Genomic DNA, 14,136 nt, shown 5'->3' on the forward strand with positions numbered 1-14,136 from the left:
CCATCTCTCACCCGGTCGCAGGCTGACGCCAGGCTCGGGACGCCGTTAGCATCGGGGTGGTCGCGCGGCTCGACCCCGCCGGCCGGTCGTGTCGCGCCGCACCCCCACCAGCGTGGGAGCGTGGCCGGAGCCGGCGTCAGGGAGCCCTCGCCGCGCGGCGACAGCTTGCCGGACGAGATGCTCGTCACGCGCGCTCACAGGTGTGGACAACTATGTGGACGACAGTTGCCCGTGCCACACTCAGCCAGCCCGCACGACCCGATCATCGAGGTAGACGTTGTCACAGGACGAAGAGCCGACCCGCGTCTGGGGCCACGTCGTCACGAGCCTCGAGGCGAGTCCGGACATCACTCCGCGGCAGCTCGCCTTCGTCCGTCTGGCACACCCCCTCGGGCTGCTGGACGGCACCATGCTCCTCGCCGTCGGCAACGACCTCACCAAGGAGTACCTGGAGACGCGGGTGCGTGCGGAGGTGACGCAGGCACTGACCGAGGCACTCGGACGTGAGGCGCGCTTCGCCATCACGGTCGACGCCGACGTCGCGGACGACGTTCCGCCGGCGCTGCGCGTCGTCCCCGCCTCCACCACCGCTGCGCCTGCCTACGAGCGCAACGGCGAGCAGCGGCCGGACCTCGCTCTCGTGACGTCGCACCCCGGGTTCCTGCGCGATCACTCGTCCGACTCGACGCCCCCCGACGACGACGCACCGGACGGCGAGCACCGCGCGGAGACGCGCCCGTCGCTCCGCGCGGTCGACGGGTCGTCGTACGGTGCCCCCGCACCTCGGCGCGGACTGTCGGAGCCTGCGCGGCTCAATCCCAAGTACCTGTTCGAGACGTTCGTCATCGGCTCGTCCAACCGGTTCGCCCACGCGGCCGCGGTGGCGGTAGCGGAGGCTCCCGCCAAGGCGTACAACCCGCTGTTCATCTACGGCGACTCCGGGCTGGGCAAGACGCACCTGCTCCACGCCATCGGGCACTACGCGCAGAACCTCTACCCCACCGTCCGTGTGCGGTACGTGAACTCCGAGGAGTTCACCAACGACTTCATCAACTCGATCGGTGAGGGCAAGGCGGGGGCGTTCCAGCGGCGCTACCGCGAGGTCGACGTCCTGCTCATCGACGACATCCAGTTCCTGCAGGGCAAGGAACAGACGATGGAGGAGTTCTTCCACACGTTCAACACCCTCCACAACGCGAGCAAGCAGGTCGTCATCACGTCCGACGTCCCACCCAAGCAGCTCAACGGGTTCGAGGACCGGATGCGCTCGCGCTTCGAGTGGGGCCTCATCACCGACGTCCAGCCGCCCGACCTCGAGACCCGGATCGCGATCCTGCGCAAGAAGGCCGCGAGCGAGCGGCTGCAGGCTCCGGACGACGTCCTGGAGTACATCGCCTCGCGGATCTCGACCAACATCCGCGAGCTCGAGGGTGCGCTCATCCGCGTCACGGCGTTCGCCAACCTCAACCGGCAGCTGGTCGACGTGTCGCTGGCCGAGATCGTGCTCAAGGACCTGATCACCGACGACCAGACGCAGGAGATCACCGCGACCACCGTCATCGGGCAGACGGCTGCGTACTTCGGCCTGTCGATCGAGGACCTGTGCGGCTCGAGCCGCTCGCGCGTGCTCGTCACGGCGCGACAGATCGCCATGTACCTGTGCCGCGAGCTGACGGACCTGTCGCTCCCGAAGATCGGGCAGGCGTTCGGAGGGCGGGACCACACCACGGTCATGCACGCGAACCGCAAGATCCGTGAGCTGATGGCCGAGCGCCGCTCGATCTACAACCAGGTCACCGAGCTGACGAACCGCATCAAGCAGCAGCACCGGGGCTGAGCCCGGCGGGCTCCGTCAGCTTCCGTCGATGCTCATGGCGATCGAGCGCTCGCGGTGGGCGTCGACCTGCTCAAGCACCAGGTGGGCCTTCTGCTCGACGCCGGTCACGGCGTCGGCACCGCCGACGAAGCGCAGCGGCAGGGGGTCGAGGGCGGCCATGGTGACGAGCGCCGCGCCGAGCTTGGCGGGGTCTGGGCCCTGCCGGCCGTTCATGGCCTTCCAGGCCGCGATGGCCTGCGAGGTGCGCTCCGCGTAGTCGTCGACGGAAGTTACCGGCGTTGTTCACCAGCACGTCGATACGCGCGAACCGCTCGACCGCCGCGGCGACAGCGGCCTCGGCCGCGGCAGGGTCGGTCACGTCCAGCGCGACCGGGAGCAGGTTCTCGTGCTCGCCGAGCGCGTCCTGCACACGCTGCAGGTCCCGCGCGGTGGCCACGACCCGGTACCCGGCAGCCGGTGCTGCCCGACGGACGTCTGCTCGCTCATGCTCGGCTCTCCCCTGGAGATCTCACCCTCTCCAAGTTATCCACAGGGTTACCCACCGCCTGGGGACACTTGTGAACTCCTTCACCCAACCGGACCAAGCGGACACGTGCGGCATGCCCGCCGCAGCTGGCCGCGCCCGCCTGACCTGCAGAAACGTCAGCGAACGTGCGGTGAAACGCGACCTCTTCTGCCATCGGCACAGACGGCACGGGCCCACCCGTCGACGTCGCGAGGGGGCGACTAATGCATCTCAACGGCCGGAAACCGCGTGTATCCACATCAACGGGACTCCGCAAAGCATGCATGGGACGAATGTGCACACCTGTGTACAGACCTGTGGACAGCGGTGGACGACACGCACGCAGGCTGTGGACGGGCAGGGGGTCATCGGTGGACGCCGTGGGACGCCGCTCGGACCGTCCACCGCCGTCCACCGGTCGCTCGGCGTGTCCTCCCCATGGCCCGCACAGGGCGACACGCCTTGTGACCTGCACCCGGACCACTTGTCCCCATCATCAACAGCCCCGATGACGATGACGAACCATCCATCATGCAGAGATCCACACACCGACGTTGGGGCGGGCGGGGCGACGCCTCGGCCCCCGTGCCGCAAGGACAAATCCACGAGGCGTGGTGTGTACCGCTGTCGGGCCTGTCGCGTAGTCTTCGGGCAGACCCGCCAGCGCTCGCTGACGTGCCCCGACGTGCTCGCGAAGGCCCGCACCGACGAGGGCACCAGGGCCGGACGACGAGAAGGTGATGCATGAGGTTCCGTGTCGACCGTGACGTGCTCGCCGATGCGGTCACGTGGACGGCACGCAGCCTGCCGACGCGGCCGCCCGTGCCCGTCCTCGCAGGCGTGCGTATCGAGGCCGACACCACCGGCACGGTCCAGCTCTCGAGCTTCGACTACGAGGTCTCCGCGCGGGCACAGCTGCCGGCCGACGTGAGCGAGCCGGGCACGGTCCTGGTCTCGGGGCGCCTGCTTGCGGAGATCTCCCGCTCCCTGCCGGCCAAGCCCGTCGACGTCGTCCTTGACGGGACGAAGGTGCAGGTCACGTGCGGTGCGAGCCGCTTCACGCTGCTGACCATGCCGGTCGAGGACTACCCGAGCCTGCCCGTCATGCCCGAGGTCACCGGCACCGTCGACGGCGACGAGCTCACGCACGCCGTCGCCCAGGTGTCCGTCGCGGCGAGCCGCGACGACACCCTCCCGCTCCTCACCGGGGTGCGCGTCGAGATCGAGGGCGAGCGCGTCACGCTGCTCGCCACCGACCGGTACCGCCTCGCGCTGCGCGAGATGACGTGGAAGCCCGCGAACCCCGGCGTGGAGGCGGTCGCGCTCGTGCGCGCCCGGACCCTCTCCGACGCGGCGAAGTCGCTGGGCGGGTCCGGCTCGGTGTCGGTCGCGCTGTCGACGGGTGGCGGGATCGACCTCATCGGGTTCGAGGCCGCCGGTCGTCAGACGACGAGCCTGCTGGTCGACGGCGACTACCCGCCCGTGCGGCGGCTGTTCCCCGACGACACCCCGATCCACGCCATCGTCAACCGGCAGGCACTGGCCGAGGCCGCCAAGCGCGTGGCGCTCGTCGCCGAGCGCAACACACCGATCCGGTTGAGCTTCAGCGAGGGCCAGGTCGTGCTCGACGCCGGCCAGGGTGACGACGCGCAGGCGTCCGAGGCCCTGGAGGCCGTCCTGGCGGGCGAGGACATCTCGGTCGCCTTCAACCCGCACTTCCTGGCCGACGGGCTGGGTGCGATCGACACGACGTTCGTCCGCATGTCGTTCACGCACCCGAACAAGCCTGTGGAGTTCACGGGTCAGGAGTCGCTCGAGGGCGACGACCTCAAGGACTACCGCTACCTGCTGGTACCGATCCGCTTCGCGAGCTGACAGGCCGCATGCGCGTCCGTGCCGTGGGTACGGCACAGTGGCCAGGACGGTGGTCGGGAACGGACCACGACGCGCGGCGGAGAGGGGCAAGACGATGCACATCGGTCTGGTTGGTCTGGGCAAGATGGGTGCGAACATGCGCCAGCGGATCCGGGACGCGGGTATCGAGGTCACCGGGTTCGACCGCAACCCCCAGGTCACCGACGTGCCGTCGCTCGAGTCGCTGGTCGGGGCGCTCCCCGCGGGTGAGCGGGTGGTCTGGGTCATGGTGCCGTCCGGCCCGATCACCGACGCGGTGATCCACGACCTCGCGGGTCTGCTGGCCCCGGGGGACCTGGTCATCGACGGCGGCAACTCCTACTACCAGGACGACCAGCCGCACGCGGCGGTCCTCGCCGAGCGGGGCGTCGGTTTCATCGACGCGGGTGTGTCGGGGGGCATCTGGGGGCTGGAGAACGGCTACGGCCTGATGGTGGGCGGTGCTCCGCAGGACGTCGAGCGGGCGATGCCGGTGTTCGACGCGCTGCGGCCGCCCGGTGAGCGCGCGGACGGGTTCGTCCACGCCGGGCCCGTCGGCGCGGGGCACTACGCCAAGATGGTGCACAACGGCATCGAGTACGGGCTGATGCAGGCGTACGCGGAGGGCTACGAGCTCCTGGCGGCGAAGGACCTGGTCACGGACGTGCCGGCGACGATGCGCGCGTGGACCAACGGGACCGTCGTGCGTTCGTGGCTGCTGGACCTGCTCGTCCAGGCCCTGTCCGAGGACCCCCAGTTCGGGGCGATCGACGACTGGGTCGAGGACTCGGGCGAGGGCCGCTGGACCGTCGACGAGGCGATCGACCTCGCCGTGCCGGCGCCCGTCATCTCCGCTGCCCTCTTCGCACGGTTCGCCTCGCGCCAGGGTGAGTCCCCCGCGATGAAGGCCGTCGCGGCGCTGCGCCAGCAGTTCGGTGGTCACGCCGTGCGCGCCGCCGGCGCACAGACCGTCACCCCGAGCGCGCCACCCACCTCGGAGGCCTGAGCCGCGTGTACGTCGCGCACCTGTCCCTCACCGACTTCCGGTCGTACTCCCAGGTCGAGCTCCCGCTCGAGCCGGGCATCACCGCGCTCGTCGGCCCCAACGGGCAGGGCAAGACGAACCTCGTCGAGGCGGTCGGCTACGTCGCGACGCTGGGCAGCCACCGCGTGCCGTCGGACGCCGCCCTGGTGCGGGCGGGCGCGAACCGGGCCGTCGTGCGCGCCAAGGTGGTGCGCGAGGAGCGGCCGACGCTGGTCGAGGTCGAGATCACGCCGGGAAAGGCCAACCGGTCGCGCATCAACGGCGGATCGCCCGGCCGGGCGCGCGACGTCCTGGGCATCCTGCGGACCGTGCTGTTCGCTCCGGAGGACCTCGCGCTCGTCAAGGGTGACCCGGACGGCAGGCGGCGGTTCCTCGACGACCTCCTGGTGCAGCTCACGCCGCGGATCGCCGGGGTGCTCGGCGACTACGAGCGCGTCCTGCGGCAGCGTTCGGCGCTCCTGAAGTCCGCCGGGGCGGCGACCCGTGCACGCGCGGGCGCCGACCTGCGCACGCTCGACGTGTGGGACGCCAAGCTCGCGCAGACAGGTGCGCAGGTGGTCGTGGCCCGTCAGGCGCTCGTGGCCGCGCTCCGGCCGCGCGCGGCCGACGCGTACGACCAGGTCAGCGCCGGTCAGGGTGAGCTGCGCCTGACGTACCGCTCGTCCTTGGACGCCGCGCTCGGACAGGCCGAGGACGAGCCGTCGGTGGACCCCGACGCGGGCGTCGAGCTGGTCGAGGCACGCCTGCTCGACGCGATGGGGCGTCTGCGCGGCAAGGAGATCGAGCGGGGGGTGTGCCTCGTGGGGCCGCACCGCGACGACCTCGTGCTCCAGCTCGGTGACCTGCCGGCCAAGGGGTACGCGTCCCACGGCGAGTCGTGGTCGGTGGCGCTGGCGCTGCGGCTCGCGTCGTACGCCCTGCTGACGCACGGTGTCGACGACGCCGGCGCGTGGTCGGCCGACTGGGGACCGGACGGCGAACCGGTCCTGATCCTGGACGACGTCTTCGCGGAGCTGGACACGCGCCGGCGTGAGCGTCTCGCGCAGCTCGTCGCGGGCGCCCGGCAGGTGCTGGTGACGGCGGCTGTGCCGCAGGACGTCCCTGAGCCGCTGGCCGGCGCGCGCGTCGACGTCATGGGTGGGGAGGTGGCGCGTGTCCTCTAGGCGCGCCCGTGGTGCGGAGCCCTCCCCTGCCGGCTCGCGCTCCCCCGTCGACGGCCACCGGTCGACCGGCCCGCAGGACGGCCCGCCCGACGACGACAGCCTCCTGCCGGCGCCGACGGCCGTCCCGGACGGTCTGCCGGTGTCCGAGCTGGTCACGCTCACTCCCCCGGAGCAGGTGGTGCGTGCGGCTCTCGCCCGTGCGAAGGCTGCGGCGCGAGCCCGCGGGCTGCGTCCCGGCGTGGTCCGCAGCCGGCCGATCAGCAGCGGGTCCGCGGCCGGGCCGCGCGACCCCCAGCCGCTCGCGGTGTCCGCTGGGCTCCTCGCGCGCGACCTGGGCTGGGAGCCGGGGTTGATGGTCGGTGACCTCGTGCACCGGTGGGCGCAGATCGTCGGCCCGCAGGTGGCGGAGCACTGCGAGTACGTCTCGTTCGCGTCCGGTCTGCTGACGGTCCGGGCGTCCTCGACGGCGTGGGCGGCGAATCTGCGGTTGCTGGCGCCGACGATGCTGGCGCGGTTCGACGAGACGCTGGGTGAGGGCGTCGTCGTGCAGATCGAGGTGCTGGGACCGGCCGGCCACGGGTTCGGTCGCGGGCCGCGACGGGTCGCCGGTCGCGGACCGCGCGACACGTACGGCTGACGTGCTCGCGAGAGCACGGCGGGTACGGGCTGAGCCTGCCCGAAACGGGGCGTCCACCAGGTAGACTGGACAGGTCAACAAAGGCGCCTGCGTGCCCTCGTGAGCCCAGAACTCCGCTGCTGTGGGGTGATCTGGACTGTCCGGCGGTTCACAGCCGCTCACGACGCGCCTGGCGCGTATCGAGCTCTCGAGGAGAACCGCTGCCCGTGGCCGACCAGAGCACCCCTCGCGACCCGCAGGACGAGACCACCGAGGGGCAGGACCCGGCGGCGCCGTTCCGGGAGCGCCTCACGGACGACGGCACCTACGACGCCAGCGCGATCACGGTTCTCGAAGGGCTCGAGGCCGTCCGCAAGCGGCCCGGCATGTACATCGGCTCGACCGGTGCCCGTGGCCTGCACCACCTCGTCTACGAGGTGGTCGACAACTCCGTCGACGAGGCGCTCGCCGGCTACTGCGACGCGATCGACGTCACCCTGCTCGCCGACGGCGGCGTGCGCGTGACCGACAACGGCCGTGGCATCCCCGTGGCGATCCACCCGACGGAGGGTCGCCCGACCGTCCAGGTCGTCATGACGATCCTGCACGCCGGCGGCAAGTTCGGTGGAGCCGGGTACGCGGTGTCGGGTGGTCTGCACGGCGTCGGCATCTCGGTCGTCAACGCGCTGTCGTCCCGTGTCGAGACGGTCGTCAGGCGCGACGGGTACGTCTGGAGCCAGGACTTCGCCGACGGTGGCAAGCCCGTGGGCGACCTGCGCCAGGGCGAGCCGACGAACGACACCGGCACGTCGCAGACGTTCTGGGCGGACCCGACCATCTTCGAGACCGTCGACTACGACTTCGAGACGCTGCGCGCGCGCTTCCAGCAGTACGCGTTCCTCAACAAGGGGCTGCAGATCTCGCTGACGGACGAGCGCCCGGCGCACACGGGGACCGAGGACGAGGTCACCGGGGAGGGCGGCGGGGAGCAGGCGTCCACGCCGGCGCGTCGCGTCACCTACCGGTACGACGGCGGCCTGGTCGACTACGTGAAGCACCTGAACTCGGCCAAGAAGGTCGATCACGTGCACCCCGAGGTCATCGACTTCGAGGCCGAGGACAAGAGCCGCAAGATCGCGGTCGAGATCGCGATGCAGTGGACCACCGCCTACTCGGAGTCGGTCCACACGTTCGCCAACACGATCTCGACGACCGAGGGCGGCACGCACGAGGAGGGGTTCCGGGCGGCGATGACGTCGCTGATCAACCGCTACGCGCGCGAGAAGGGCATCCTCAAGGACAAGGACGAGAACCTCACGGGTGACGACATCCGCGAGGGACTCACGGCCGTCATCTCCGTCAAGCTCGGCGAGCCGCAGTTCGAGGGCCAGACCAAGACCAAGCTCGGCAACACCGACGCCAAGCGGTTCGTCCAGCAGGTCGTCAACGACCAGCTGGGTGCGTGGCTCGACGCCCACCCGTCCGAGGCGAAGGACGTCATCCGCAAGTCGATGCAGGCGGCGGCCGCGCGCATGGCCGCGCGCAAGGCCCGTGAGGCGACGCGCCGCAAGGGTCTGCTCGAGTCCAACTCGATGCCCGGCAAACTGCGCGACTGCCAGTCCAACAACGCGGCCGAGTGCGAGGTCTTCATCGTCGAGGGTGACTCCGCCGGCGGCTCCGCCGTCCGTGGGCGCAACCCCCGCACGCAGGCGATCATGCCGATCCGCGGAAAGATCCTCAACGTCGAGCGGGCGCGTCTGGACAAGGCCCTGGGCAACCAGGAGGTGCAGGGGCTCATCACCGCCTTCGGTACCGGCATCGGCGAGGACTTCGACATCGCGAAGCTCCGGTACCACAAGATCGTCCTGATGGCCGACGCCGACGTCGACGGCCAGCACATCCGCACGCTGCTGCTGACGCTGCTCTTCCGCTACATGCCGGAGCTCATCAAGGGTGGGTTCGTCTACATGGCGCAGCCGCCGCTGTACCGCATCAAGTGGAGCAACGCGCCGCACGACTACGTCTACTCGGACCGCGAGCGTGACGCCGTGATCGCGGACGGGCGTGCGAACAACCGGCGCCTGCCCAAGGACAACGCGATCCAGCGGTACAAGGGTCTGGGCGAGATGGACTACACGGAGCTGTGGGAGACGACCATGTCGCCCGAGCACCGCACGTTGCTGCAGGTGACGATGGACGAGGCCGCGGCCGCCGACGAGATCTTCTCGGTGCTGATGGGCGAGGACGTCGAGGCCCGTCGCGCGTTCATCCAGCGCAACGCCAAGGACGTGCGCTTCCTCGACATCTGACGCGGACGCCGGCGTGACGCCGGCGACCGCGACCCAGCCAGGCACCGAACAGGAGTGACCCGCACGTGACCGAGACACCGGGCGAGATCGAGCACGGCAACATCGAGCAGGTCGACCTGCAGCTCGAGATGCAGCGCTCGTACCTGGACTACGCGATGGCCGTCATCGTCGGACGTGCGCTGCCGGACGTCCGCGACGGCCTCAAGCCGGTGCACCGGCGCGTCATCTACGCGATGTACGACGGCGGCTACCGCCCCGACCGGCAGTTCTCCAAGTGCAGCCGCGTCGTCGGCGACGTCATGGGCAAGTACCACCCGCACGGTGACACGGCGATCTACGACGCCCTCGTCCGCCTGGTGCAGGACTGGTCGATGCGGTACCCGCTGGCGTCCGGCCAGGGCAACTTCGGCTCCCCCGGCGACGACCCGGCGGCCGCCCCGCGGTACACCGAGACCAAGATGGCGCCGCTGGCCATGGAGATGGTCCGGGACATCGACGAGGATTCCGTCGACTTCCAGGACAACTACGACGGCCACACGCAGGAGCCGGCCGTCCTGCCCGCCCGGTTCCCGAACCTGCTGGTCAACGGCTCGGCGGGCATCGCCGTCGGCATGGCGACCAACATCCCGCCGCACAACCTGCGCGAGGTCGCCGCCGGGGTTCAGTGGCACCTGGAGCACCCGGAGGCGTCGAAGGAGGAGCTCCTCGAGGCGCTCATGGCGCGCATCAAGGGCCCCGACTTCCCCACCGCGGCGACGATCCTGGGCCGGCGCGGCATCGAGGACGCCTACCGCACGGGTCGCGGCTCGATCACGATGCGTGCCGTCGTCGAGGTCGAGGAGATCCAGGGCCGTCAGTGCCTCGTGGTCAGCGAGCTGCCGTACCAGGTCAACCCGGACACCCTGGCGAAGAAGATCGCGGACCTCGTCAAGGACGGCCGCATCCAGGGGATCGCGGACATCCGCGACGAGACGTCGGGGCGCGCCGGGCAGCGTCTCGTCGTCGTCCTCAAGCGCGACGCGGTCGCCAAGGTCGTCCTCAACAACCTGTACAAGCACACGCAGCTGCAGGACACCTTCGGCGCCAACATGCTCGCGCTCGTCGACGGCGTTCCGCGCACACTCAGCCTCGACGCGTTCGTCCGGCACTGGACGTCGCACCAGATCGACGTCATCCAGCGCCGCACGCGCTACCGCCTGCGCAAGGCGGAGGAGGACATCCACATCTTCCGCGGGTACCTCAAGGCGCTCGACGCGCTCGACGAGGTCATCGCGCTCATCCGGCGCTCCCCCGACGCCGAGCAGGCGCGCAGCGGCCTGATGGAGCTGCTCGAGATCGACGAGCTGCAGGCGCAGGCGATCCTCAACCTGCAGCTGCGCCGGCTGGCCGCGCTGCAGCGTCAGGAGATCCTCGACAAGCACGCCGAGCTCGAGGCCGTCATCACCGGACTCAACGCGATCCTCGCGTCGCCCGTGCGGCAGCGCGAGATCGTCAGCGAGGAGCTCGCGACGATCGTCGAGAAGTTCGGCGACGAGCGCCGCACGCACATCCTCCCCTTCGACGGCGAGGTCTCGATCGAGGACCTCATCGCCGAGGAGGACGTCGTCGTGACGATCACGCGCGGCGGCTACGCCAAGCGGACGCGCGTCGACGCCTACCGGGCGCAGCGTCGTGGCGGCAAGGGCGTGCGCGGTGCCCAGCTGCGCGAGGACGACCTGGTCGACCACTTCTTCGTCACGACGACGCACCGCTGGCTGCTGTTCTTCACGAACCTCGGCCGGGTGTACCGGGCCAAGGCGTACGAGCTGCCCGAGGCCGGCCGCGACGCCAAGGGCCAGCACGTCGCGAACCTGCTGGCGTTCCAGCCGGGCGAGAAGATCGCCCAGGTGCTCGACCTCAAGGACTACGAGCAGGCCGAGCACCTGGTCCTGGCCACCAAGCGCGGGCTGGTGAAGAAGACGCGCCTGACGGAGTACGACTCGAACCGCAGCGGCGGCGTCATCGCGATCAACCTGCGCGAGGACGAGGAGGGTCGCCCGGACGAGCTCGTGGCCGCGCGACTCGTCGACTCCGACCAGGACGTGATCCTGGTCTCCCGCCTCGGTCAGTCCGTCCGCTTCACGGCGTCCGACGAGGCGCTGCGCCCGATGGGTCGCGCCACGAGCGGCGTCACCGGCATGAAGTTCCGCGACGACGACGACCTCCTCGCGATGGACGTCGTGCGGGAGGACGCGTTCCTGTTCACCGTCACCGAGGGCGGCATCGCCAAGCGCACGGCGCTCACGGTCGAGAACTACCGGCAGCAGGGCCGCGGCGGTCTGGGCATCAAGGTCGCGAACCTGCCCGAGGCGAACGGCGAGCTCGTCGGTGCGCTCGTGACGGACCCGGACGACGAGGTGCTCGTCATCATGGAGCGCGGCAAGATCGTGCGCTCCGCCACGTCGGAGGTCAACGCGACGGGTCGCACGACGCAGGGTGTCATCTTCGCCAAGCCGGATCCCGGCGACCGGATCATCGCCGTCGCCCGGAACAGTGAACGACACCTCGAGGACGATGGCGGTACCGTGGGCGAGAACGTGGCCAACCACGACGCAACCGACGTACCGGACCCGGACGGGTCAGTGCCGGACAGCGGCGACCGACCCGCGGAGGACTGATGAGTGACACGCCCCCCTCGATCCCCCCGCGCAAGCGACCCACGTCGCCCTTGACGGGCGGCGGCACGCGCCCTGGCGATCAGGGCGGCTCGGTGCAGGCCGCCGAGCACGGCGGGCCGAACGGCAGCTCGTGGTCGTCGATCGGCGGGGCCGAGGCAGCCGCGCCGCCGACGTACACGGTCGACGTGCGCAGCAGCGCACTCCCCTCGTCCTCGACCGGGCGCACCTCGGTGCCGTCCGGTCCCCGGACGGAGGGGCCTGCACGCCAGGAGTCGTCGGACCCCCGTCCCCCCCGGGTCGCGACGCCGACCGCGGCTGACCCCGGTGACGGCGAGGAGCCGCCTTCGCCTCTGGTCACGGCGGTCGACGCGACCACCGTCTGGCTGAAGAAGGCCGCAGGAGTCACCGGTACCGGGCTCTCGAGGGCGTACTCTCAGCTGACCCGCCCCCGCACCGAGGACGACCACATGACCACGACGCCGACGACAGCCGGTGCCGCGACGGCGCGCCCTGCGCCCCGATCGACGGCGCCTGTCACCGGGGCGACCCCGCGCCCTGCGACGGGCCGCATCCCCACCGTGGGTGGCGGACCCCGCCGTGTGCGCCTGGCGATCTCGCGCGTCGACCCGTGGTCGGTCATGAAGCTCGCGTTCCTGCTGTCGGTGGCGATCGGGATCATGATCGTCGTCGCGGCGATCGTGGTGTGGTTCACGCTCGACAGCCTGCAGGTGTTCTCGCAGCTCGACGGCCTCATCCGGCAGGTCGCCGGGCAGGAGAGCCCGGACCTGCTGGCGTTCGTCTCGTTCGAGAAGACGGTCTCGGCTGCCACGCTGGTGGGCGTCATCGACGTCTTCCTGCTGACGGCGCTCGCGACCATCGGTGCGTTCCTCTACAACATCGTGGCGGCGCTCGTCGGTGGCGTGAACGTCACCATGACGGACGAGTGATCCACGGAGAGCACCTCGCGGTGCGGCGCCCACCGGTTTGGGTGCGGCGGCTCGCCTGGGGTACTCTCGACCGTCGCGCCCACCGGTGCTGATCTCCCGCCAGAGGTCGATCCGGTGGACGTGTCACGGGCCTATAGCTCAGACGGTTAGAGCGCTTCCCTGATAAGGAAGAGGTCACAGGTTCAAGTCCTGTTAGGCCCACGCTGCCGGTACGCAGGTCGTACCGCGGACTGCCGGCACCCACCCGAGACGGGGGATCCGATGAAGAAGCTCCTGGTTCTGGCCGCCCTCGCGGCCGTCGGTTACATCGCCTGGCAGAAGTACGCGGAGGACCGTGACGAGCGGGACCTCTGGGCCGAGGTCACCGACACCTTCGAGTGACGGCGGGCCCAACCGGGGGCCATGGCGCAATTGGTAGCGCACCTGCTTTGCAAGCAGGGGGTTAGGGGTTCGAGTCCCCTTGGCTCCACTCGTCGGACGGCGCAGGACCTCGTGTCCTGCGCCGTTCCGCGTTCCCGGCACGCTGCACGCTTCCCGGTCACCACGCTGTCCGGTCGTCACAGCGTCTGGTCGCGCGGCGCGGGCCGATCAGACGCCGAACGTCGCCCAGATGTTCTTCGTCCGCCCGGTCGCGTACCACCCGACGTCGAGGGACAGCTGCCGCGCGAGGTGCAGGCCCAGGCCCCCCGCCCCCGTGATGCGAGTGCCCGCGTAGACGGGTTCCGCCTCGGGGTCGTGGTCGGCGACGTCGATCAGCCACTGGTCGTGCGCGCGGCGCAGCGCGACGATCGTCGGGGGCAGACCGTGGGTGAGTGCGTTGGCGGCGAGCTCGGTCGCGATGAGGACGAGCTTGCCCGGCGTCGCCTCGAGGTCCTGGGGGCTCCTGCTCTTCCTCGCGCCGATCTCGTCGGCCAGCTCGTGACGCAGCGTGCGCAGCTGCGCCGTGGAGGCCAGCGCCCACTGACGCACCTCCGTGAACCCCGCTGGTGCCTGACTGACGGGCAGCCCCGCGTCCGTCTCGGTGAGAACCAGCCGCTCGCTCGTGCTGTCGGTCAACTGTGCCTCCTCGGTGGTCCGGCATCGAGAGTCACAGGCCCGGGCCGGTTCTGCATCCGGAGCACCCGTGGACCTGGTGCGAAAACACGATGACCTGAGGGGGACGAG

At 70.5% G+C, this 14,136-nt stretch carries 12 protein-coding genes, 2 tRNA genes and 1 pseudogene; 11 read left to right on the forward strand and 4 right to left on the reverse strand.

The annotated features are described in order from the left end of the window. The first annotated feature begins 277 nt into the window (after positions 1-277). Complete coding sequence (dnaA, locus tag NP048_RS00005) at positions 278-1,837, forward strand: chromosomal replication initiator protein DnaA (RefSeq protein WP_227576936.1); 1,560 nt, start codon at positions 278-280, stop codon at positions 1,835-1,837. Positions 1,838-1,852: 15 nt separating this feature from the next. Here dnaA and NP048_RS00010 read toward each other — a convergent pair whose 3' ends face one another. Both NP048_RS00010 and NP048_RS00015 read right to left on the reverse strand, forming a co-directional pair. Further along, on the reverse strand, positions 1,853-2,050 hold the full coding sequence (locus NP048_RS00010; protein ID WP_227577227.1) for a Rossmann-fold NAD(P)-binding domain-containing protein: 198 nt from the start codon (positions 2,048-2,050) through the stop codon (positions 1,853-1,855). Between the two features lie 94 nt (positions 2,051-2,144). Further along, a pseudogene (locus NP048_RS00015) lies at positions 2,145-2,273 on the reverse strand (short-chain dehydrogenase/reductase); the annotation flags it as partial. Positions 2,274-3,086: 813 nt separating this feature from the next. Between NP048_RS00015 and dnaN the strand changes: the two are divergent. The 6 genes from dnaN (at position 3,087) to gyrA (ending at position 12,025) form a co-directional block, all read left to right on the forward strand. Next, positions 3,087-4,217 (forward strand): DNA polymerase III subunit beta, encoded by a 1,131-nt coding sequence (dnaN, locus tag NP048_RS00020; protein ID WP_227576937.1) that lies wholly within the window; start codon positions 3,087-3,089, stop codon positions 4,215-4,217. A 94-nt stretch (positions 4,218-4,311) separates the two neighbouring features. Beyond that, the gene (gene gnd / locus NP048_RS00025) at positions 4,312-5,241 is read left to right on the forward strand and encodes a phosphogluconate dehydrogenase (NAD(+)-dependent, decarboxylating) (RefSeq protein ID WP_227576938.1); all 930 of its coding nucleotides are present in this window, start codon (positions 4,312-4,314) and stop codon (positions 5,239-5,241) included. A 5-nt stretch (positions 5,242-5,246) separates the two neighbouring features. Beyond that, the gene (gene recF, locus NP048_RS00030) at positions 5,247-6,443 is read left to right on the forward strand and encodes a DNA replication/repair protein RecF (protein WP_227576939.1); all 1,197 of its coding nucleotides are present in this window, start codon (positions 5,247-5,249) and stop codon (positions 6,441-6,443) included. After that, positions 6,433-7,080, forward strand: coding sequence for a DciA family protein (locus tag NP048_RS00035; protein WP_227576940.1), 648 nt, complete (start codon positions 6,433-6,435; stop codon positions 7,078-7,080). The genes recF and NP048_RS00035 overlap by 11 nt, the downstream gene beginning before the upstream one ends. 320 nt (positions 7,081-7,400) lie before the next feature. Continuing rightward, entirely contained in the window at positions 7,401-9,368 is a 1,968-nt protein-coding gene (gene gyrB / locus NP048_RS00040) for a DNA topoisomerase (ATP-hydrolyzing) subunit B (RefSeq protein WP_372456817.1), read from the forward strand. Between the two features lie 65 nt (positions 9,369-9,433). Beyond that, positions 9,434-12,025: a DNA gyrase subunit A gene (gene gyrA / locus NP048_RS00045; RefSeq protein WP_227576942.1), complete on the forward strand. Its 2,592-nt coding sequence runs from the start codon at positions 9,434-9,436 to the stop codon at positions 12,023-12,025. A 79-nt stretch (positions 12,026-12,104) separates the two neighbouring features. Here gyrA and NP048_RS00050 read toward each other — a convergent pair whose 3' ends face one another. Beyond that, a complete protein-coding gene (locus NP048_RS00050) occupies positions 12,105-12,251 on the reverse strand; it encodes a hypothetical protein (protein WP_227576943.1) in 147 nt (48 codons plus the stop codon). Between the two features lie 241 nt (positions 12,252-12,492). On the opposite strand from NP048_RS00050, the gene NP048_RS00055 reads away from it, so the two are divergent. From NP048_RS00055 to NP048_RS00070, 4 genes are all read left to right on the forward strand, one after another. Then, a complete protein-coding gene (locus NP048_RS00055) occupies positions 12,493-12,972 on the forward strand; it encodes a DUF3566 domain-containing protein (protein ID WP_227576944.1) in 480 nt (159 codons plus the stop codon). A gap of 127 nt (positions 12,973-13,099) precedes the next feature. Further along, positions 13,100-13,173, forward strand: a tRNA-Ile gene (locus NP048_RS00060). 60 nt (positions 13,174-13,233) lie between these two features. Next, entirely contained in the window at positions 13,234-13,353 is a 120-nt protein-coding gene (locus NP048_RS00065) for a DLW-39 family protein (RefSeq protein ID WP_227576945.1), read from the forward strand. 15 nt (positions 13,354-13,368) lie between these two features. Then, positions 13,369-13,441, forward strand: a tRNA-Ala gene (locus NP048_RS00070). 119 nt (positions 13,442-13,560) lie between these two features. On the opposite strand, the gene NP048_RS00075 is transcribed toward NP048_RS00070, so the two are convergent. Continuing rightward, positions 13,561-14,028 (reverse strand): ATP-binding protein, encoded by a 468-nt coding sequence (locus tag NP048_RS00075; RefSeq protein ID WP_227576946.1) that lies wholly within the window; start codon positions 14,026-14,028, stop codon positions 13,561-13,563. Positions 14,029-14,136 lie beyond the last annotated feature (108 nt).

The sequence above is a fragment of the Cellulomonas xiejunii genome (assembly GCF_024508315.1).
Taxonomy (GTDB): domain Bacteria; phylum Actinomycetota; class Actinomycetes; order Actinomycetales; family Cellulomonadaceae; genus Cellulomonas; species Cellulomonas xiejunii.